Source organism: Marinobacter sp. LV10R510-11A (assembly GCF_900215155.1).
GTDB lineage: Bacteria > Pseudomonadota > Gammaproteobacteria > Pseudomonadales > Oleiphilaceae > Marinobacter.
Window position 1 is genome coordinate 3,118,721 of sequence record NZ_LT907980.1, and the last position, 19,280, is coordinate 3,138,000.

Sequence of the window (19,280 nt, forward strand, 5' to 3'; positions counted from 1 at the left end):
CGAGTCCCGCCGCCATGTCAGTTTGACCTTAGCAGAGCAGCCCGCTAAACCCTATTAAGAGCGAGTTTTCTCGCGATTGGCTTTGGTCCATTCATAAATGCGCTCAAAAGCCTCGGCCATCTCCTCCGGGTGATGAGGCGGCTGAATAAGTGCCGCCAACTCGCCATCCGGGTTCAGCAATGCAAAATGCCCGCTGTGATCTACCAGCAGCTCGCCATCTACCTGACGGTGCACGAAAACCGCACTCAGGCTCGTGGTCAGCTTTCGCAGTGTTTCCAAGTCTCCGGTCAGGCCGTGGAAGTTCTCACCAAAAAATGCAGTGTAGTCTTTGAGCTTTCCTGGCGTGTCGTGCTCCGGATCGGCGGTGACAAGTAGATAATCCGGCTGCGGCAGCTCATTCGACAGCAATTTATCGGTACGTCGCAGGTTGGCCATCGCCGCTGGACAAACATCCGGGCAGTTGGTGTAGCCCACAAACGCGAACGTCCACCGGCCCCGGAGGCTTTCCCGGGTTACGGTTTCGCCATTTTCGTTGGTTAGCGTGAACTCTGCCAGAGGCCGTGGCTGGTCATAAACATAGGTGTTCATCTCAGCCAAATCTGGAGCAGGTTCAGGCTCCACGTTGCCCACCTGAAACACTTGGCGCCCAACGACCAAACCAAAAACCAGAACCACGGCCAATACAAGAACAACCAACGTTATTTGAACTGAGCGATTCATTGTGACTCCAACTTAGCTTTCTCCGTTTATACACAGTGTCCAGAGGAGGGTAAGTGTTAGAAAAACACGTAGTGGTCTACGAGGAGTATCACAAACAGCGCCATTAGGTAAGTGATGGAGTATTTGAAGGTGTTTAGCGCTACTCGGCGGTCGTCGCCTTTCAGCAACCGAATAGCGTAGTGGAGGAAGCGCAGACCGAGTACCAAAGCACCCGCCAAGTAAATCCAGCCGGACATGCCTGTGACAAAGGGTAGCAGGCTTACCGCCAGCAAAATTAGGGTGTACAGCAGGATGTGAAGTTCGGTGTATTTGTTCCCGTGGGTGACGGGCAGCATGGGAATGCCTGCCTTCGCATATTCTTCTTTGCGGTGAATGGCCAGCGCCCAGAAGTGCGGCGGGGTCCAGGCGAAAATAATCAGCACCAGCAATAAAGCATGGCCATCAACTTGGCCGGTTACGGCTGTCCAGCCCAGTAAAGGTGGCATGGCGCCAGCGAGGCCACCGATGGTGATATTTTGGGGCGTTGCCCGTTTTAGGAACAAGGTGTAAACGCCGGCATAACCCACCAGAGAGGCTAGAGTGAGCCATGCGGTTAGATGATTTACCTGCCACATCAACACGAACATGCCAACACTAGCTAGCAGTACGGCAAACACGATCGCTTCTACCGAGGAGATCTTGCCGGTGGCCACCGGCCGCTTACGGGTGCGTGCCATCACGGTATCAATCTTCTGATCGACAACGTGGTTGACCACGGCTGCGGCGCCGGCAAGGAAGGCGATGCCCATGTTGCCCCAGATCAGCACACCCAAGCCGGGTAAACCGGTGGTGGCCAGTAGCATGCCGATGACCGATGTTAGGATCATCAAGGCCACAACTTTGGGCTTGGTCAGCTCCAAGTAATCCCGCCATGAAATCGAACGGGCGGATTGGCTGGAAGCTCCCTGGGCCGGCAGTACGTCCACTTGCTCACTCATGCCGTAACCTCCTGATGCATCGTTGTTGTGTGTGTTGCGATTGAAGTTTGCGTCTGTGGCAGCAGATGGTGCCGCCAGATCAAGTAAATCATCGACAGCAGCAGCCCGGCGCCCATGGCGTTGTGGGCCACTGCAATCGGCAGGGGAATATAGAACAGCACGTTGGCGAGCCCGAGCGCAATTTGTGCTGCCAGCGCGGCAGCAACCAGCCGCACCGGGCCGTGTAATTCCCTGCTAGGGCTTCGGCGCCAGATCAATACCAGTAGAATACTGAAATAGGCCAGTGTTACTAGAGCACCTACCCTGTGGGTTACGTGTATCGCTACCCGGCCATCCGCCGTGAGTTGCCCGCCCAGATAGTTAGGGCCGACATGCTGAGTGATATCAAAGCCATGCTGGAAATCCATGCCTTCTGGCCACCATTGGCCTTGGCAGGTTGGCAAATCTGGGCAGGCGACGGCAGCATAGTTCGCGGCGGTCCAGGCTCCTAGGGCAATCTGCAAAATAATGAGTAACAAACCGCCGTAAAGCCAAGGGCGAAAACTGGCGAGGCTGGAAGCCGGTTCGGCGGGCATTGGCTGTACTTGTCGCGCTGAACTCGCAGAAATAGCCTGCGCTGCCGAGAACTTTCGTAGCCGGAGTGTCAGCAGGGTAAGTAGGCTAATCGTCGTAAAACCCCCGAGAAGGTGCAGAGCAACCACTTGGGGCCAGAGTTTTAGGGTGACCGTCCACATGCCGAAGGCACCCTGAAGCAGAATAAAGCCGGCAATAAAAAGCGGGAGTTTGAAGGGCACGCCGCTGCGGCGCCGCCTCACTGCGGTGGCAGCCAAGCCGAACACCACCAACCCCAGCGCGCCGGCAGCGTAGCGGTGAATCATTTCTGGCCAGCCTTTGGCCACGTCCACCGGCGTATCCGGGAACCGTGCATTGGCTATGGCAATGTGCGACTCGCTCTGGGGCACGGACATAAACCCGTAACACCCGGGCCAATCGGGGCAGCCCAGCCCTGCATCAACCAGCCGTGTCCAAGCGCCCAGCATGATAACCACAACGGCTAGAACCACTGAGAATGTCGCCCAGTTCATCATGGCTCTGGTTTTTGGCCGGCTGTCGGTGAACGGATGGTTCAAGACTACTCCTCCGGGTTGGCCTTCAGCCCACCAGTGACAATTTGAGCAGGTGTTTCAGATCCTCGAGTATGTCCTTGCCAGTATTCCCCGGTCCAAAGTGCATCATCACGTTCCCAAACGGATCGACAAGCATGATGCGCGGCTCTTTTTCCGGATTAATTCCCGTGGGCCAGGCCGGCGTTGTGCCAGCGGCTGGCACCAGGCGCTCCATCAGCGGGTATTCCGTGGGCCAGCGGGCTGCCAGATCGCCGGTAATACTACCCAGCACAGCGGCTCTGGAAACACGATTGGCGTTTTTGCCCAGCGCAACGTTAGCTTGTCGGGCTAGGTAGAGCAGCTCTTCACAGCGGCTGTCGCACTCGCCGGCCGCGACCACGAGCAGCCACTGGGGATCCGTCTGGCCGGCACTGAAGCGTTTTGCCAACGGTTCATCTGAAAGTGTCTCAAGGTTCAGTGCAGCCACGGGCACAGTCGGTGCGATCAGCGCACCCTGGTTGGTGTGGCCGGCAGGGTTCATCCAGCCGGTATAGAACATTATAGTGGCCAGAATCATCGGCCCAAAGCCAAGGGCAAAAAGGAGAAAAGCGGTACGCCGGCCTTTGCGTGCCTGTTCGGGCGTGGGGCCGCCTGCCTTTTCCTGATGCGATACTCGGTTAGCCGTTATCATCGTCATTATTGGATCCTGTCTTCCGATAGCTCGCTACTACACTCAATATACTCAGCACCACAGCAAGCGCAAACCATTGAGTCGCATATCCGTAATGGGTTTGCGGCCCCATCAAATCCGGTTTCCAGTCAGCACGGTAAGCTCCTGGCTGCTCACTGTCTTGTAGCCGGATAACAGCTCCTGGCAGCTCCGCAATCTCAGCTACCGCAACTGATCGGGAAAGCATCTGCACCCGCCTAGGCCAACCTTCTGCCGGCGCGGATTTATTGGACAGGACCGGTGGTTCCGGGTACTGGCCTATCCGGCCAGTCAGGCTGAACACTCCCTCAGGGGGATTCACGTTCGGCAGTTCGTTTCTTGTTCTAGGCGCCGCAATCCAGCCTCTGTTGACTATTACCGGCGGCCCTTGAAGCGGGTGAAGTTCCGTTAGCACCTCGTAGCCGGCGAAGCCATCACGGGTGCGGTTATCCAGCAACCAACTGCGATCACCAAAAAGCCCTGTAACCGTAACCGGCCTACCGATATCCAGCCCACTGGCCACTTGTTCCGGCCAGTTGAGGTCTTGAGCCTCTTGCTGCCACTGATCCAGGACGACCTGTTTTTCTTCCGCCCGGCTCAGCTGCCAGATACCCAAGGCGATCAATAGCGGAAAAAAGACGCCTGTAAAGACCATTAATCGCCAGTCTACATGCCATTGCCGAGGGTTTTTCTTCACATCAGTCATGGTCTGCTATAGTAAATCTGGCAGAAGCCAGAACAAAAACCAGAGAGATTTTTTATGCTCAAAGCTCTTATCATTATTCTCATGCTCGCCGTTATAGCTAGCCTTTTCAGCGGTCTGTTTTTCCTCATCAGAGACGGCGGAAAAACCAACCGAGTGGTGAATTCCCTCGCTGTTCGAGTAGCATTAAGCGTACTACTTCTGGCCGTTATTCTTCTATCTCTGTGGCAAGGGAGCCTGACACTGAACCCGACTCCCTGATAACAAACCATCGTTGCATCAGATGACATATACGAACACAAACAGACCCAGCCAAACCACATCTACAAAGTGCCAGTACCAGGAGGTTGCCTCAAATCCGAAGTGGCTTTCTGCTGTGAAATGCCCCTTGTGGATGCGTATCAGCATAATAATCAGCATTAATGTGCCCAGCATCACGTGAACACCGTGAAAGCCAGTAAGCATAAAGAAGGTGCTGCCGTAGATACCGGACTGAAGCGTTAGATTAAGCTCCTGGTAGGCGTGCATGTACTCTTCGGCCTGCAGAAACAGAAATACCAGCGCCAGCAATATGGTGGCTCCCAGCCATAGCTTCGTTTTCTTCCGGTTGTCTGCTTTAAGCGCATGGTGCGCAACCGTTACGGTAAATGACGAAGTAACCAGCAGAATAGTGTTCACTAACGGCAAGCCCCAAGCTCCGATCACCGATTCCGGCGCGGGAAAGGCTTCTGGATCTGGGTTATTGATCAGCGGCCAGGTTGCCTGAAAACCTTCCCAGAGCATGTTGGAGCTGCCCCGGTCGCCCTCGCCCCCGAGCCAGGGCACAGCAAACACCCGGGCGTAGAAAAGTGCACCAAAAAACGCCGCAAAAAACATCATTTCCGAGAAAATAAACCAGCTCATGCCCCAACGGAACGAACGATCCATCTGTGGGCTGTAGAGCCCGCTTCGGCTCTCTTTGATAACGCTACCAAACCAGCCAAACAGCATGTAAATCATGACCAATATGCCGGCTGAAAAGATCATCCAGGCGCCGCTCGTGCTCTCGCCCTGGTTGCCGTCGACCATAATCGAGGCCGCGCCGAACAAGGTAACCCCTAGGCCCACCGTCGCAACAATAGGCCACTTGCTCTGTTCGGGAACGTAGTAATTCTGATAGTCCGCCATAGCGATCTCCGATGGCTTATCCATTATTGATTGTTGTTGTATTTTCCGTAGCCGCTTGTGGCTCACCCTGATCATACAGCGTATAGGACAGCGTCAGTTTGCTGATGTAGCTGGGCAGATCCCGGTCCACAATAAAAACCAAAGGCATTTCTGTACTTTCGCCGGCCGCCAATGGTTGCTGGTTGAAGCAGAAACACTCTGTTTTATGGAAGTACAGGGTGCCCTCCGATGGCGACAGGCTCGGTACCGCTTGCCCCACCATATCCCGGTCAGTCGGGTTCTCAGCGTAGAAATTTACGGTAATCGCCTCACCGGGATGAACCTCGACACTGCGCTCCACCGGGCGAAACCCCCAGGGCATATCCGGCCCGTTCTGCGCCAGAAACTGCACTTTAATGGTGCGACTCATATCTGGCGTCGTAAGCTCGGTCGATTCATAACGGCCACTGGTCTTGCCATTAATGCCGGTAATGTCACAGAAAACGTCATACAGAGGCACCAATGCAAAACCGAAGGCAAACATACCTGCCACGCTGGCAACACACCAACTGACAACCCGCACATTACTTCGCGGGGGTGCGGATTTGTTTACCGGTTTCTCAGCCATTTTCGCCAGCCTCCTATTTCACTTCAGGTGGTGTGGTAAATGTGTGATAAGGCGCCGGTGAAGGTATCTCCCATTCAAGCCCTTCTGCACCTTCCCAAGGCCGAGCAGGTGCTTTTTCACCGCCTCTGGCGCACTTCACAACAATGAAAAGGAACAGCAGCTGGGTCGAACCAAACATGAACGCTCCGATGCTCGATACCATATTGAAATCGGCAAACTGCAGAGCGTAATCCGGAATCCGGCGGGGCATCCCGGCAAGGCCCAGGAAGTGCATAGGGAAGAAGGCCAGGTTCATCCCGACGAACGACAACCAGAAATGGGTTTTGCCGAGAGTTTCGTCGTACATGTGGCCAGTCCATTTGGGCAGCCAATAATAGGCCGACGCAAAGATGCCGAAGATAGCTCCGGGCACCAGCACATAATGGAAGTGAGCAACCACAAAGTAGGTGTCGTGATACTGGAAATCAGCCGGGGCAATCGCCAACATCAAGCCGGAGAAGCCGCCGATGCTAAACAGGATTACAAAGGCGATGGCAAACAGCATGGGCGTCTCAAACGTGAGCGACCCCCGGAACATAGTTGCCACCCAGTTGAACACCTTCACTCCTGTGGGTACGGCAATCAGAAGCGTGGCGTACATGAAGAATAACTGGCCGGCAACAGGTACCCCCACCGTAAACATGTGATGCGCCCATACCAGGAACGAGAGCAGCGCAATCGCACCTGTCGCGTAGACCATCGAGGAATAACCGAACAGCGGCTTGCGTGAAAACGTGGGAATAATCTGCGATACCGCCCCAAAGGCCGGGAGGATCATAATATAGACCTCCGGATGCCCAAAGAACCAGAACACATGCTGGAACAGAACCGGGTCTCCACCACCAGCGGCATTAAAGAAGCTGGTACCAAAGTTGATGTCCATCAGCATCATGGTTAACACACCCGCCAGCACCGGCATTACAGCGATCAGCAGAAACGCCGTGATTAACCAGGTCCAGACAAACATGGGCATCTTCATCATGGTCATTCCCGGCGCCCGCAGGTTCAGAATCGTGGCGATCACGTTAATAGCGCCCATGATCGAAGACACGCCCATGATGTGGACAGCGAAGATAAAGAAGGTGGTGCTCGGAGGCCCGTATGTGGTGGACAGTGGCGCATAAAACGTCCAGCCGAAATTGGGCCCGCCGCCGTCCATGAACAAGGTTGAAATCAGAATTAGGGAAGCACAGGGCAGCAGCCAGAAGCTCCAGTTGTTCATCCGCGGCAGAGCCATGTCTGGCGCGCCAATCATTAGCGGTATCATCCAGTTTGCCAGCCCAACGAACGCCGGCATAACCGCACCAAAAACCATAAGCAGTCCATGCATAGTGGTCATCTGGTTGAAAAATTCCGGCTGAACGATCTGTAGCCCTGGCTGGAATAATTCTGCCCGAATAACCATCGCCATGGATCCGCCCAGGAGGAACATGGCGAAGCTGAATATCAGGTACATGGTCCCGATATCTTTGTGGTTCGTGGTCAGCAGCCAACGGCTGATGCCGCTAGCCGGCCCGTGATGTTGATCCTGTGCGTGGGTATCTGCAACCGCACTCATGAAAACCCCCGTTACCGCCAATTATTGTGGCTGGTGATATCTGTTATCTGGCGTAGATTACTGTGCATTCTTGTAATCGAAGATTTCTTTCGGCGTGACCATGTCACCCACCTTATTACCCCAGGCGTTCCGCTCGTAGGTAATGATGGCCGCAAGATCCGCTTCATTCAGCTGACCACCGAAAGCCTGCATTGCCGTACCGGATTTACCGTTCACCACAATATCGAGGTGTGCGGCCATGTCTCCGGTAGCAATCGCGCTACCTTTAAGTGCAGGGAATGCAGGTGGCGCGCCACTACCGTCAGCCTGGTGGCAGGCTGCACAGGCGCTGGCATAGGCTTTCTCGCCGCGCTCCATCAACTCTTCCATGGTCCAGTCTTTCTGGGTCAGCTCACGCTCTTTCTCGGCCGCTGCTTTTTGTTCGGCAACCCAGACGTTGTATTCCTCTTCTGGCACTGCCTTCACAACCACTGGCATGAAGCCGTGATTCCTGCCGCACAACTCGGCGCACTGACCACGGTAGATGCCAGCCTTGTCCACGCGGGTCCATGCTTCATTGATAAAACCAGGAATAGCATCCTTTTTGACGCCGAAAGCCGGCACCCACCAGGAGTGAATAACGTCGTTTGCCGTCAGCAAGAAGCGAACCTTTTTGCCCACAGGAATGACCATCGGGTTATCCACTTCCAGCAAATAGTTTTCGCCTTTAACCTGACGGTTGTTGATCTGTTCCGAAGGTGTTGTCGTGTTCGAAAAATAGCCGAAGTCTTCGTTGATATACTCGTACTGCCACTTCCATTGATAGCCAGTCACCTTGATGTCTATATCCGACTCCGTGGTGTCGTACATGTCTATCAGAGTTGTGGTGGCAGGAATCGCCATAACAATTAGAATGACCAACGGTATAAGCGTCCACAGAACCTCAACCAGCGTATTCTCGTGAAAGTTTGCAGGTTTAGCGCCCCTAGACTTGCGATAGGCGAAGATGGACCAGAACATGATTCCGAATACCACGACACCGATAGCGACGCAGATCCAGAAAATGGTCATGTGAAGGTCAAATATGTCGTTACTGGTGCCGGTCACCCCGGGGGTCATGTTTACCGTCCAGTCCGCCAAGGACAGAGCGGGGAACGACAGACCACCTAACAGGGCACCTGCCCGCTTAGCGTGCACGCGCATTACTGTGTCTCCGCAGAGTGTTATTCTTGTCGGGTTTTGCGTTATCCCTCTGATTTTCTGCCGGTGCTCTCGCATTCACCAGCGAGTTCAGAGTGAAAGCCTGCTTATAGATACTTCGAGGCAGAGTGTAAACGCAAATCAGAAAAAACACCAAAAAATTTGCTAAGCCTAGAGCTCGTGAAAATAAATTTTAGGGACTTGAATGGTATATGACCTTTAGACCGTCTATTACAGACCGGCGCTTATGGGCTCTGGCATGGCCGTTGATGCTCACCAACCTTACTGTTCCATTACTAGGGCTGGTGGACACCGCTGTTCTGGGACATCTCGAAAGCCCCGTATACCTTGGCGCAGTGGCTGTTGGCGCCAACTTGTTCAGCATCCTCTACTGGACGTTCGGCTTTATGCGCATGGGCACTACGGGACTTGCCGCGCAGGCTTGGGGCAAGCGCGACAGTTTCAGCCAGGTTGCCCTGCTGCTGCGCTCAGTGATGCTAGCCATGGGTATCGGCCTGCTGCTTATCTTATGCCATCAGCCTCTGATTCGGATCGGGCTGGCGCTTATGAATCCGAGTGCGGGCGTTACCGAACTTGCCGCTGAGTACGCAAGCATAAGAATCTGGAGCGCACCGGCCGTGCTGTGTCAGTACACGCTTGTGGGCTGGCTGATAGGAACCCAGTTTCCCCGGGGCCCCATGATTATGCTCATAGTCGCCAACGGTCTGAATATCGTGCTGGATGTACTTTTCGTGACAGTACTGGGCTGGAACAGCCGGGGCGTGGCTATTGCTACTGTCATCGCAGAGTATGGCGCTGCAATCATTGGTTTCGCCATTGTGCTGCGCCGCATGCCAGACGGGCAACGGCTCACCAGAGAGCTGTTCGGACAGCTTGCGGACTATATGGCCATCCTGCAGGTAAATCGTTACATCATGGTTCGCACCATCGCCCTGCTGCTGGTGCTGGCGTTTTTTACCGCTCAGGGGGCTCGCCAAGGCGACACCATGCTGGCTGCCAATGCTGTGCTAATCACCTTTCTGCTTCTGATCTCCAACGCGCTGGACGGCTTCGCCAACGCCGCCGAAGCTCTTATCGGCGAATCTGTTGGCAGGAACAGCAAGCGGCAGTTTTTCGTGGTGTTTCGCTGCGCGCTGCGCTGGTCTCTTTGGGGCTCGTTGTTGCTGACCGTTGTGTTCGTTGTTGGAGGCCGCGCTCTGATAGCGTTGCTGACTGGCATTGAAGAGGTGCGCACCACCGCCTGGCAATACCTGCCTTGGCTCTGGCTATTACCTTTCGCCTCAGTCTGGGGCTTTCTGTTCGATGGCGTATTCATTGGCGCTACACGCACTCGGGATATGCAGAACGCCATGCTGTTTTCAGCGCTGGGCGTTTTCGCGCCCGTGTGGTGGCTAACCACAAGCTGGGGCAACCACGGGCTCTGGTTTTCTCTCATATGCCTTATGCTCGCTCGCGCAGCAAGTATGGGCTGGCTGTGCTGGTCACACACGCGCAACGATCGATGGTTCAGTACTCGGTAACCTAGGTGCAATTGTTAACAATATCTGACAGTCCTGGAATCGCAGCTCACCAAATCTCGTCTACACTTGTGAGAAATGAAGGGCACCTTGCAGTGGCAACTGGAAGTAACCGGCCGCGACTTAGTTGCCCGGGTACTTGTTGCTCGTAACAGGAGGCGCCTTGCGACCTCAATTTGTTCAAACACCGGCATGTCCTCCAATGACTCCACAGGCAGTCTTAGAGATCATTGATCACGCGCGGCGCAAGGAGGCTCGCTCGGGCACCTTTCTTAGACTGTTGCATGAGAAGGCAGCGGCGCTTCCCTCTGCCGTCACGATTGAGGGATACCAGCCGGCCTCCTGTTTGTTCCAGTTCGTCATCGAATACATTGAAATGGCACCCAGGCTTATAGAGTGCGTGGATGCCTGTGCCCGGGAAGCAGGCACAGCACAGTTGTTTGACCCGTTTGTGAAAGCCGCTATCGGTTACTTCACCGAGCCGTCGGTCTTGCTGGTGCGCTACGATGGCCTGGATGGGCTTTTAATCCGCGCCTATCTTTGCCACCGCCTTATGGAGGAGATGCACGAGAATAATCACTCCATCAGAACGGGCGGGCTTGTCGATATGGAAGCAACTCGTGCTAACCTGATTGTTCATGAGCTTATTGGTGAACCCTTCGCAAACGAATTAGACGACTCAATCACCGTAACGGTGCTGCAAATCGCAGGTACGCCAGATTATTACGAACTGAACCTAGATCCCTTCGTTAAACAGGTGAATAACGACGCTTGGAATTGGATGCGACATTACTGGGAAAACCTCCTGATCCGTAATCACATCCGCTTTTCCCTGGGCTCCGGCTCGGCCTGATGCGGCTTTACTGTGAATGCGCTGCGCAACTGAAAGGTTCACAATCAAAATGAGAAAACAAACGATCTTGCTGCTGGTCGGGTGCCTGTTATCCGGCCCAGTGCTGTCCGAGGAGCTAACAGTACGGGTGCAAGTCGCTAACGGTACCGGCCCGTTGACCGGCGCGGTGGTGTATTTGAATGATGGCAGCCAGGCAGCTCCCGTGCAGGCAGAAGTTGTTCAGAAAGACCGCATGTTCCACCCCCATGTGCTAATTCTGCCTGCCGGATCCAGTGTGAACTTCCCTAACCGGGACAACACCCAACATCACGTTTATTCATTCTCGCCAACAAAACCTTTTGACCTTCAACTCTATGCGGGCGAGCCCGAAGCTCCGGTTCTGTTTGATAAGCCGGGTATTGTCGAACTTGGCTGTAATATTCACGACCACATGCAGGCGTTTATTGTGGTGGCCGATACCCGCGCCATTGGGCAAACCAATGAACAGGGAGAAGTCACTCTCGCGCTGGACTTTGGCGGCATTCAGGCACCCGACTCGCTGAGCTTGAATATCTGGCACCCCCGTCTGCCAGACAACACTAAGCCGGTGGTTCGGGAAATTGAGTTCGCCAGTTTGGCAAACACTACTATAGAAACCATTAACATTGAGCTGGATCCCGAGCCACGCAACGAAGGCCCCATGGATCTTCTTCAAAAGCGCTTCCAGGAGCTTTGATGGGCGGCCTCGCGAATCGCATCGGGTTCCGCGGCCGTCTTGTTACGGCCATGGTTGCCTTGGTAGCTCTGGTTAGCCTGCTGATCGGTGCGCTCTTAATGGTGTACTTGTTCGAGGATGAAAAGCGCCGGGCATTGGAACAGCTCAGCCTAGCTGAGCGTATTACCAATGAGGTGATTGAGCGCCGCACCGATATAGAACTCTCCCGGCTTGCGAGCGTGGTTGGTAGCAGGATTTGAGCTGGATCAGGAGCTCGCAAACACCATTGCAAGGCTCAGCGGCAGTTCCGTTATCCTCCGAACGAGTGCAAATGATCCGGGCAAGGCGCCTTCGAGGCGGTTCTGATGACCAGCCGGGAAGCCAGCCTACAGAAATACTACAGCCGGGCGCTGGAAATAGCTCTGCTGGTTACGGTGATTATGGCGTTTGCCATAGTGCTGGCATTGCTTATCGCAAGATATCTCGGCCGGCCGGTGCTGCAACTCGCCCACTACGCCCGTGCAGTCGGCCAGGGGGAGAACCCGCAAGCGCCCGACATTCGCACGGGCGGTGAACTTCGGCAGCTTCGGGATGCTCTTCGCGATACGCTGGCCAGGCTCACCCGGCGCGAAGCCCAAATCCATCACACCGCAACCCATGACGAAGTAACCGGCTTGGGCAATCGTAGCGCCCTGATGCACACTGCCAAAGAGTGCTTCAACGCCGGAGAGCGCTGCAGCCTGATTGGTCTACGCGTGAGCGACCTTTCAGACCTCAACGACACGCTTGGCCTGGAGTTTGGCGACAAAGTATTGATGGGCCTCGCAACGCGGCTGCGTGACGAACTCCCGGATGCCAACCTAATTGCACGCACCGGCGGCGGCGGCGATTTTCTGGCGCTTATTCCAGAGCAAAGCCATGAAACTCTGGAACAGCGGGCGCAGGCTCTGCATAGCAAAGTCGAATCGCCCCTGAGCATCGACAATACTCCGTTTTCACTGCGCACTACCCTGATAACGCTGCAGCTGCCCACCGATGCCTGTAATGCCAATGAACTGAGAAGGCGTGTAAACCTAACGTTCGAGCAGGCCCTGCAGCAGGGTTTTGCAGTCACACGATACGAGCCAGGGCAGGACGAGAACCACCTGCGCGAACTCAAACTGATCTCCGATTTGCACAGTGCCATCCGAAACGGTGGCCTGCACATGAATTATCAACCAAAACTGGACAGCCGCACCGGGCAGTTACTTCAGGTGGAAGCTCTGGTGCGCTGGATACACCCTGATTTAGGCTTTATATCACCCGAAGAATTCATCTTTCTGGCGGAGCAGTCGGGGCAAATCCACGACCTAACCGATCATATCCTTCAGCAGGTTGCTGATGGTGCCCGAGCTTGGTTCCGCACAGGCCTGGATGCGGGCGTGGCGATCAATCTTTCGGCTATGGATTTGACCTCACCGGGGCTGGCCGACCGCGTAGCCAGCATATTCGCCGACTGGCACCACAGCATGGATCGTATCACCCTGGAAGTGACGGAAAGCGCCCTAATGGACGATCCCATAGAGGCCATGGCCACACTGAACCGGTTACGAGAACTTGGGGTTACCCTATCCGTTGATGACTTTGGCACCGGGTATTCCTCGCTGTCGCAGCTACGCAAACTGCCGGTGCAGGAACTTAAAATCGACAAATCCTTTGTGTTAAAGCTGAATACCGAGCCTCAGGATCAGCTGATTGTAAAATCCACCATCGATATGGCCCACGGCCTTGGCCTCAAGGTGGTCGCAGAAGGCATCGAAAACCTGGAAGCCTGGAAATTACTGCAGTCTTGGGGCTGCAACCTTGGCCAAGGTTTCTATCTGAGCCGCCCGGTTTCTGCAGATAACCTTGCGCAGACCGCGGCCGCTATTGCCGAACGCCAGCAAGAGCTGAGCAAAACACCGCCGGAGCGCTCGCCATGACATGTTTTTTTAACAATCTGTGTGCCGCAAAGATTGCTTCTCTCCTGATTACAGGCCTTCTTGCTGCGCCTGTTGCCTTGGCGGATATTGGCAGCCGCATTTGGGCAACCGGTGGCGTAACCACCATAGAAGGCAGCGCCGGCGGCGGCTTAGTGCCTTGGGCACTGCTTGGCAGCTACGCCGATGACGAAGAATGGGGCGGCATCGTTGCCCTGAGCCGGGCCGAAGTGGACGACTATACGCTTTCGGTTACCGGTGCAGGCTTGAACTGGAACAACCGGGTTGAAGTGACGGTTGCGCGCCAGACGCTGGAACCGACCGACCTAAACCAAGACATCTTCGGTATAAAAATACGACTGGCCGGTGATGTTCTCTACAGCCCTTGGGGCCAATGGTCTGCCGGCTTGCAGCTCAAACGGCAGCGAGATTTCACTATACCCGACGCCATTGGAGCCCGAGAGGACAGCGGCACAGATGTTTATTTCTCCGGCTCCAAGGTGTTTTTTGCTGCAGTATTTGGCCGCAACCTGCTGGTGAACGCCACCGCGCGCGGCACCCGCGCCAACCAAGGTGGGCTGCTAGGCTTTGGCGGCGATCTCAATAATGGCTATGAAGTGATGGCCGAAGCCGGTGTCGGTGTGTTTATTAATCGACAATGGCTGGTGGGCGCCGAATACCGCCAAAAGCCGGACAACCTAAGTTTTGCCCGGGAAGACGATTGGTGGGATGTATTTGTTGCTTGGGTACCGGATCGCCGGCTTGCCGTGACGGCGGCGTTCGTCAACCTTGGCGACATCGCCAGGCTACCGGACCAGCAGGGTGTTTATTTGTCTCTGCAGGGGAGTTTCTGATCATGGGCCTGACCACGATGAAGACATACGTTGCCGTGTTTATGATTGTGACAGGCCTTGTTCTGGGCGGTTGCCAGAGCCTTCACAGCAAGCCGGATAATACCCTGTACCTGCAACTCGGTGAACGCGACGGTATCGCCAATGTGGTAGAAGACCTGCTCTACCTAATCGTGGATGACGAGCGCATCAATCACCAATTCAAAGGTGTCGATGTTGCCCAATTCCACCGCAATCTTACCGATCAGTTGTGTGAGCTCAGTGGTGGGCCCTGCCAGTATTCCGGGCGCGAAATACGTGAAGCCCACGCAGCCATGAACATCACCAACACCCAGTTTAACGCCCTGACAGAAAATCTTATTCTGGCCATGGAGGCAAACCAGATACCCACAGCTGCACAGAACAGGTTGATCAAACAACTGCTGCCGCTGTACCCCGACATTCGCCATCTTTGAGAATATGGGACAAAACATAGTATGACTGAACGCAAGAATGATATTCGCCCGGGCCGTTACCAGCATTACAAAGGCCAAGACTACGAAGTTATCGACATCGCCCGGCACAGCGAGACAGAGGAAAAACTGGTGGTCTACCGTTGTCTTTACGGCGATCACAGCCTTTGGGTGCGCCCACTCAGCATGTTCCGCGAAACCGTAACCGTGGCGGGAGAACAGGTTCCCCGTTTCGCGCGTATCGACAAAGACTAAGAGTTACATAAGCTCTTTGACTCAGCTGGCTAATTCCCGCACATTACCGCGTTTTCATGATCCACGCCTTCGTAAGAAAGCCGGATAACCCATTACGCCACACTCGGAGTTTTCACATGAATGCCGTTGTTGCCGCGGTACTGATCATGCTCGTGCTGAGTTTGGCCCGCATCCACGTTGTTGTTGCCCTTATTGTAGGTGCCGTCTCCGGCGGCCTGATCTCAGGGCTGTCCCTTGAAGCTACCATTGACGCGTTCAACAACGGTCTTGGTGGCGGTGCTACTGTCGCCTTATCCTACGCCACCTTGGGTGCGTTCGCCGTTGCCATAGGCAAATCTGGCTTAGCTCATGCGCTGGCAGATAAAACCCTCACCATGGTTGGTCAGCAAGAAAACGGCACCGCAGCCAAAGGCGTGCGCTACATGATCATTGGCGTGCTGGTGCTAATTGCCCTGTCGTCACAGAACATTCTGCCCATCCACATCGCCTTCATTCCGCTGGTCGTACCGCCCATGCTGTACGTGATGGCCAAACTGAAAATGGACCGCCGGCTGGTTGCCTGTGCGCTCACGTTCGGCTTGATCACGCCTTACATGTTCCTGCCTATCGGGTTCGGCGGCATTTACCTAAACGAAATCCTAATGGCCAAAATCAGCGCTAACGGCGGCGAAACAGAAGGCTTGAGCGTTATGCGAGCCATGGCCCTGCCAGCGCTGGGCATGCTCTGCGGCCTTCTGGTTGCGGTGTTCTTTACTTATCGTGGCGACCGCGAATACGATCTGGAAGCCATTACCCGCACCGAACGCGTAAACGTTGCTTACAGCTCGAACACACTGTTCATGGCCGTTGCCGCCATTGTCGTCGCCTTTGTGGTTCAGCTTTGGCTGGGCTCAATGATCCTCGGTGCTCTGGCGGGCTTCCTGCTGTTCAACCTTTCTGGCGTAGTAAAGTGGAAAGAGGCTGACGACCTGTTTACCGAAGGCATGAAAATGCTGGCCATGATCGGTTTCATCATGATCGCGGCGTCAGGTTTTGCGGAAGTGATGCGGGAAACCGGTGAAATTGCGTCTTTGGTGCAAAGCTCGGTTGATATGATCGGCAGCAACAAGCCTATGGCGGCGCTGCTGATGCTGCTAGTAGGCCTGATGATTACCCTGGGCATCGGTTCCTCATTCTCAACCATTCCCATTATAGCGGCCTTGTATGTGCCCCTGGCACTGGAAATGGGCTTCAGCTCCCTGGCCATCGTCGCACTTGTCGGTACCGCCGGCGCCTTGGGTGATGCCGGCTCCCCAGCCTCCGATTCCACTCTCGGCCCCACCGCCGGCCTGAACGTAGATGGCCAACATAACCACATCTGGGATTCTGTGGTGCCCACGTTCTTGCACTACAACTTGCCGTTGTTGGGCTTTGGGTGGTTGGCGGCTATGATTCTTTGATTTGGGAGTTTGCCTGCTTTTTCGTAGCCTGCTGGTTTTGGGGGCTACGAGGTCAATCGTCAGAGCCAGCCTTAAAGAAAACAACCTGCTTAACCGTATGATCGTCTTTGTTGTCGCGCGTGTTCACCCGTGTATCCAGTTCAGGGGTCGCAGGCTTCTCGACATCTGAGACGGCATCGGTGAAACCGCAGACTACACACTCGCGAATTTGCTCATCGGAATCGTCGGTGAACATCGTGATCTTGTCCATCTCAGCACAGCGTGGGCAAATCGCACCGGCTATAAAACGTTTTGGGGTCGCCATAACGTACCTCCAGGTTAAAGCCTCCGGCGGCCGTTATAGCCACCGGAGAGGATTGGTTCAGGCCGCTTCGTCCGTAATGCCGGTCTGTTTCAGTAGGGCGCCTACTTCAGGCTCGCGGCCACGGAACGCTTTGAACAGTTCCATGGGCTCCTGTGATCCGCCTTTTTCGAGAATGTTCTGCAGGAACGCCCGCCCGGTTTCAGGGTCAAAGATGCCGTTTTCCTCAAACAGCGAGAAAGCGTCGGCTGCCAGTACTTCCGCCCACTTGTAGCTGTAATAACCAGCCGCGTATCCGCCAGCGAATATGTGTGAGAACGAGTTGGGGAAGCGGTTGAATTCTGGGGACTCCACCACGGCGATGGTTTCGCGCACTTTGCGGTGCATGGCCAGCGGATTGGTGGGGCCTTCTTCGGTGAATTCCGCGTGCAGGCGGAAGTCGAACAGGGAGAATTCGAGCTGCCGCACCATGGCCATGCCCGACTGGAAGTTTTTGGCTGCTAGCAGTTTTTGTAGCAGATCTTCCGGTAACGGCTCTCCGGTTTCGTGGTGGCTGGCAATCAGTGCTAACGAGTCGGGGTTCCAGCACCAGTTTTCCAGGAACTGGCTGGGCAGCTCTACGGCGTCCCAGGCCACGCCATTAATGCCAGACACGTCCACGACTTCCACTTGAGTCAGCATGTGATGCAACCCGTGGCCAAATTCGTGGAACAGGGTGGTTACTTCGTCGTGGGTGAGCAACGACGGTTTGCCGTTCACCGGCGGCGTGAAGTTGCAGGTGAGGAAGGCGACAGGCAACTGCAGCTTGCCACGCTGGTCACGCCAGCGTACTCGGCAGTCGGCCATCCAGGCACCACCGCGTTTGCCCTTACGGGCAAACAAGTCGAAGTAGAACCAAGCCATCGGCTCGCCGTTGCGGCTGATGCAGTAGGCGGTGGCATCTTCGTGCCAGGTTTCCACTTCTGGCTTGGCCTCTATCTGCACATCAAATAGTTTTTCGGCTACCCGGAACAGGCCTGGCACTACTTTATCGACCGGAAACCAAGGGCGGAGGGTTTCGGGTGAAATATCGTAGCGTTGATGACGTAGTTTCTCACTGTAGTAGCCTACGTCCCACGCCTGCAAGTCATCGAGGCCGTGTTCGTCTTTGGCGAACGCCTTGAGCTCAGCAAACTCTTTCTCAGCGATGGGCTTGGATTTGGCCGCTAATTCATTGAGAAAACCCAGTACCTCGTCGCTATCCCGGGCCATTTTTGTGGCCAGCGAGCGTTCGGCATAGTTGTTGAAGCCAAGCAGTTTGGCTAGGGCGTGGCGGCGTTTGAGAATTTCGGCCATAACCTGGGTGTTGTCCCAGATCCCCGCATCTGGGCCCACATCGGAGGCCCGAGTGACAAACGCTTCGTAAACTTCGTAGCGTAGCTCGCGGTTGTCACAGTAGGTCATGACTGGGAAGAAGCTTGGGAAATCGAGGGTGATCACGTAGCCATCCAGTTCTTTCTGGCTAGCGGCTTGCTTGGCGCCTTCAATGGCGCTCTCCGGTATGCCAGCAAGTTCTTCCACATTAGTGATGTGTTTAAACCAATGCTGGGTGGCGTCCAGAACGTTTTCGCTGAAGCTGTTGGACAGTTCTGACAGCTCCCGGGTGAGATCTGCATACTGCTTTTTTTCGGCATCGGGTAGGTCGACCCCACCAAGGTGGAAGTCTCGCAAGGTGTTATCCACGGACTTGCGTTGAGCTTCGCTTAGATCTTTGAAGTCGTCCCGGTCAGCTAGCTTTTTGTAGGCGTCGCACAGGGCGGCATTCTGGCTCAGCTCGGTGCTGTATTCGGTGAGCTTTTCTAGGCAGTTTTTGTAAACTTTGCGCAGGTCGTCGTTGTTCATTACACCGTTAAGGTGCGAGATGACGGACCAGGCGTTGTTGAGTTTGTCTTCAATCGCCTGCATGGGTTGGGCGAGGGTGTCCCAGGTAGGGTCTTCGTTCTGGGCCAGACTCGCAATTTTCACGCGATTTCCGCTGAGAATCTGGTCAATCGCCGTTTCCATGTGCTCGGTGCGCACATGTTCAAACTTTGGCAGCAAATCATCAGTCAGTAACGGGTTATTCATGGATTCCCCTTCTCAGCAATGAGTTGGTAAAGTAGCGTGACACGCGTAACGCTAAACTGTTGGGCCCC

21 protein-coding genes are annotated in these 19,280 nt (G+C 55.0%); 10 read left to right on the top strand and 11 right to left on the bottom strand.

What is annotated here, in order from left to right:
• Window positions 1–54 precede the first annotated feature (54 nt).
• The 5 genes from CPH80_RS15000 to CPH80_RS15020 all read right to left on the bottom strand — a co-directional run bounded on the left by CPH80_RS15000 (window position 55) and on the right by CPH80_RS15020 (window position 4,218).
• Complete coding sequence (locus CPH80_RS15000) at window positions 55–720, bottom strand: SCO family protein (protein WP_096279026.1); 666 nt, start codon at window positions 718–720, stop codon at window positions 55–57.
• A 56-nt stretch (window positions 721–776) separates the two neighbouring features.
• A complete protein-coding gene (cyoE, locus tag CPH80_RS15005) occupies window positions 777–1,697 on the bottom strand; it encodes a heme o synthase (RefSeq protein ID WP_096279028.1) in 921 nt (306 codons plus the stop codon).
• Complete coding sequence (locus tag CPH80_RS15010; RefSeq protein WP_096281660.1) at window positions 1,694–2,785, bottom strand: COX15/CtaA family protein; 1,092 nt, start codon at window positions 2,783–2,785, stop codon at window positions 1,694–1,696. The genes cyoE and CPH80_RS15010 overlap by 4 nt, the downstream gene beginning before the upstream one ends.
• Before the next feature lie 64 nt (window positions 2,786–2,849).
• A complete protein-coding gene (locus CPH80_RS15015) occupies window positions 2,850–3,500 on the bottom strand; it encodes a hypothetical protein (protein ID WP_227520197.1) in 651 nt (216 codons plus the stop codon).
• Entirely contained in the window at window positions 3,481–4,218 is a 738-nt protein-coding gene (locus tag CPH80_RS15020) for an SURF1 family protein (RefSeq protein ID WP_096279030.1), read from the bottom strand. The genes CPH80_RS15015 and CPH80_RS15020 overlap by 20 nt, the downstream gene beginning before the upstream one ends.
• A gap of 54 nt (window positions 4,219–4,272) precedes the next feature.
• On the opposite strand from CPH80_RS15020, the gene CPH80_RS15025 reads away from it, so the two are divergent.
• Window positions 4,273–4,476, top strand: a complete 204-nt coding sequence (locus tag CPH80_RS15025) for a twin transmembrane helix small protein (protein ID WP_096279032.1) — start codon at window positions 4,273–4,275, stop codon at window positions 4,474–4,476.
• A gap of 18 nt (window positions 4,477–4,494) precedes the next feature.
• On the opposite strand, the gene CPH80_RS15030 is transcribed toward CPH80_RS15025, so the two are convergent.
• Genes CPH80_RS15030 through coxB form a run of 4 tightly spaced genes read right to left on the bottom strand, consistent with a single transcriptional unit; the run spans window position 4,495 to window position 8,768 of the window.
• A complete protein-coding gene (locus CPH80_RS15030; protein ID WP_096281664.1) occupies window positions 4,495–5,382 on the bottom strand; it encodes a cytochrome c oxidase subunit 3 in 888 nt (295 codons plus the stop codon).
• A gap of 16 nt (window positions 5,383–5,398) precedes the next feature.
• A complete protein-coding gene (locus CPH80_RS15035; RefSeq protein ID WP_096279033.1) occupies window positions 5,399–5,989 on the bottom strand; it encodes a cytochrome c oxidase assembly protein in 591 nt (196 codons plus the stop codon).
• 13 nt (window positions 5,990–6,002) lie between these two features.
• Window positions 6,003–7,586 (bottom strand): cytochrome c oxidase subunit I, encoded by a 1,584-nt coding sequence (gene ctaD, locus CPH80_RS15040; RefSeq protein WP_096279035.1) that lies wholly within the window; start codon window positions 7,584–7,586, stop codon window positions 6,003–6,005.
• A 57-nt stretch (window positions 7,587–7,643) separates the two neighbouring features.
• Window positions 7,644–8,768: a cytochrome c oxidase subunit II gene (gene coxB / locus CPH80_RS15045; protein ID WP_096279037.1), complete on the bottom strand. Its 1,125-nt coding sequence runs from the start codon at window positions 8,766–8,768 to the stop codon at window positions 7,644–7,646.
• A 209-nt stretch (window positions 8,769–8,977) separates the two neighbouring features.
• Between coxB and CPH80_RS15050 the strand changes: the two genes are divergently transcribed.
• From CPH80_RS15050 to CPH80_RS15085, 9 genes are all read left to right on the top strand, one after another.
• On the top strand, window positions 8,978–10,306 hold the full coding sequence (locus tag CPH80_RS15050) for an MATE family efflux transporter (RefSeq protein WP_096279039.1): 1,329 nt from the start codon (window positions 8,978–8,980) through the stop codon (window positions 10,304–10,306).
• A 199-nt stretch (window positions 10,307–10,505) separates the two neighbouring features.
• A complete protein-coding gene (locus CPH80_RS15055) occupies window positions 10,506–11,156 on the top strand; it encodes a hypothetical protein (protein WP_096279041.1) in 651 nt (216 codons plus the stop codon).
• 49 nt (window positions 11,157–11,205) lie between these two features.
• Entirely contained in the window at window positions 11,206–11,871 is a 666-nt protein-coding gene (locus CPH80_RS15060; protein ID WP_096279043.1) for a methylamine utilization protein, read from the top strand.
• On the top strand, window positions 11,871–12,110 hold the full coding sequence (locus tag CPH80_RS22635) for a hypothetical protein (protein ID WP_227520198.1): 240 nt from the start codon (window positions 11,871–11,873) through the stop codon (window positions 12,108–12,110). Before CPH80_RS15060 ends, CPH80_RS22635 begins: the two co-directional genes overlap by 1 nt.
• A gap of 105 nt (window positions 12,111–12,215) precedes the next feature.
• Complete coding sequence (locus CPH80_RS15065) at window positions 12,216–13,811, top strand: putative bifunctional diguanylate cyclase/phosphodiesterase (RefSeq protein ID WP_227520199.1); 1,596 nt, start codon at window positions 12,216–12,218, stop codon at window positions 13,809–13,811.
• Window positions 13,808–14,662 carry a DUF3034 family protein gene (locus CPH80_RS15070; RefSeq protein WP_096279045.1) on the top strand — a complete coding sequence of 285 codons (855 nt, stop codon included), beginning with the start codon at window positions 13,808–13,810 and terminating at the stop codon, window positions 14,660–14,662. The genes CPH80_RS15065 and CPH80_RS15070 overlap by 4 nt, the downstream gene beginning before the upstream one ends.
• A 2-nt stretch (window positions 14,663–14,664) precedes the next feature.
• On the top strand, window positions 14,665–15,114 hold the full coding sequence (locus tag CPH80_RS15075) for a group I truncated hemoglobin (RefSeq protein WP_096279046.1): 450 nt from the start codon (window positions 14,665–14,667) through the stop codon (window positions 15,112–15,114).
• 21 nt (window positions 15,115–15,135) lie between these two features.
• A complete protein-coding gene (locus CPH80_RS15080) occupies window positions 15,136–15,366 on the top strand; it encodes a DUF1653 domain-containing protein (protein WP_096279048.1) in 231 nt (76 codons plus the stop codon).
• Window positions 15,367–15,482: 116 nt separating this feature from the next.
• Window positions 15,483–16,805, top strand: a complete 1,323-nt coding sequence (locus tag CPH80_RS15085; RefSeq protein WP_096279050.1) for a Na+/H+ antiporter family protein — start codon at window positions 15,483–15,485, stop codon at window positions 16,803–16,805.
• A gap of 52 nt (window positions 16,806–16,857) precedes the next feature.
• Here the strand turns inward: CPH80_RS15085 and CPH80_RS15090 are convergent, their stop codons facing one another.
• Both CPH80_RS15090 and prlC read right to left on the bottom strand, forming a co-directional pair.
• Window positions 16,858–17,109 carry a YheV family putative zinc ribbon protein gene (locus CPH80_RS15090; RefSeq protein WP_096279052.1) on the bottom strand — a complete coding sequence of 84 codons (252 nt, stop codon included), beginning with the start codon at window positions 17,107–17,109 and terminating at the stop codon, window positions 16,858–16,860.
• Between the two features lie 57 nt (window positions 17,110–17,166).
• Window positions 17,167–19,212, bottom strand: a complete 2,046-nt coding sequence (gene prlC / locus CPH80_RS15095; protein ID WP_096279054.1) for an oligopeptidase A — start codon at window positions 19,210–19,212, stop codon at window positions 17,167–17,169.
• Window positions 19,213–19,280 lie beyond the last annotated feature (68 nt).

Coding starts and splice junctions, on each gene's coding strand:
- CPH80_RS15070 (WP_096279045.1), top strand. CDS start 13,808: ATGACATGTTTTTTTAACAATCTGTGTGCCGCAAAGATTGCTTCTCTC.
- CPH80_RS15000 (WP_096279026.1), bottom strand. CDS start 720: ATGAATCGCTCAGTTCAAATAACGTTGGTTGTTCTTGTATTGGCCGTG.
- ctaD (WP_096279035.1), bottom strand. CDS start 7,586: ATGAGTGCGGTTGCAGATACCCACGCACAGGATCAACATCACGGGCCG.
- CPH80_RS15055 (WP_096279041.1), top strand. CDS start 10,506: ATGACTCCACAGGCAGTCTTAGAGATCATTGATCACGCGCGGCGCAAG.
- coxB (WP_096279037.1), bottom strand. CDS start 8,768: ATGCGCGTGCACGCTAAGCGGGCAGGTGCCCTGTTAGGTGGTCTGTCG.
- CPH80_RS15020 (WP_096279030.1), bottom strand. CDS start 4,218: ATGACTGATGTGAAGAAAAACCCTCGGCAATGGCATGTAGACTGGCGA.
- CPH80_RS15085 (WP_096279050.1), top strand. CDS start 15,483: ATGAATGCCGTTGTTGCCGCGGTACTGATCATGCTCGTGCTGAGTTTG.
- CPH80_RS15025 (WP_096279032.1), top strand. CDS start 4,273: ATGCTCAAAGCTCTTATCATTATTCTCATGCTCGCCGTTATAGCTAGC.
- CPH80_RS15030 (WP_096281664.1), bottom strand. CDS start 5,382: ATGGCGGACTATCAGAATTACTACGTTCCCGAACAGAGCAAGTGGCCT.
- prlC (WP_096279054.1), bottom strand. CDS start 19,212: ATGAATAACCCGTTACTGACTGATGATTTGCTGCCAAAGTTTGAACAT.
- CPH80_RS15015 (WP_227520197.1), bottom strand. CDS start 3,500: ATGACGATGATAACGGCTAACCGAGTATCGCATCAGGAAAAGGCAGGC.
- CPH80_RS15065 (WP_227520199.1), top strand. CDS start 12,216: ATGACCAGCCGGGAAGCCAGCCTACAGAAATACTACAGCCGGGCGCTG.
- CPH80_RS15090 (WP_096279052.1), bottom strand. CDS start 17,109: ATGGCGACCCCAAAACGTTTTATAGCCGGTGCGATTTGCCCACGCTGT.
- CPH80_RS15080 (WP_096279048.1), top strand. CDS start 15,136: ATGACTGAACGCAAGAATGATATTCGCCCGGGCCGTTACCAGCATTAC.
- CPH80_RS15075 (WP_096279046.1), top strand. CDS start 14,665: ATGGGCCTGACCACGATGAAGACATACGTTGCCGTGTTTATGATTGTG.
- cyoE (WP_096279028.1), bottom strand. CDS start 1,697: ATGAGTGAGCAAGTGGACGTACTGCCGGCCCAGGGAGCTTCCAGCCAA.
- CPH80_RS15010 (WP_096281660.1), bottom strand. CDS start 2,785: ATGATGAACTGGGCGACATTCTCAGTGGTTCTAGCCGTTGTGGTTATC.
- CPH80_RS15060 (WP_096279043.1), top strand. CDS start 11,206: ATGAGAAAACAAACGATCTTGCTGCTGGTCGGGTGCCTGTTATCCGGC.
- CPH80_RS22635 (WP_227520198.1), top strand. CDS start 11,871: ATGGGCGGCCTCGCGAATCGCATCGGGTTCCGCGGCCGTCTTGTTACG.
- CPH80_RS15035 (WP_096279033.1), bottom strand. CDS start 5,989: ATGGCTGAGAAACCGGTAAACAAATCCGCACCCCCGCGAAGTAATGTG.
- CPH80_RS15050 (WP_096279039.1), top strand. CDS start 8,978: ATGACCTTTAGACCGTCTATTACAGACCGGCGCTTATGGGCTCTGGCA.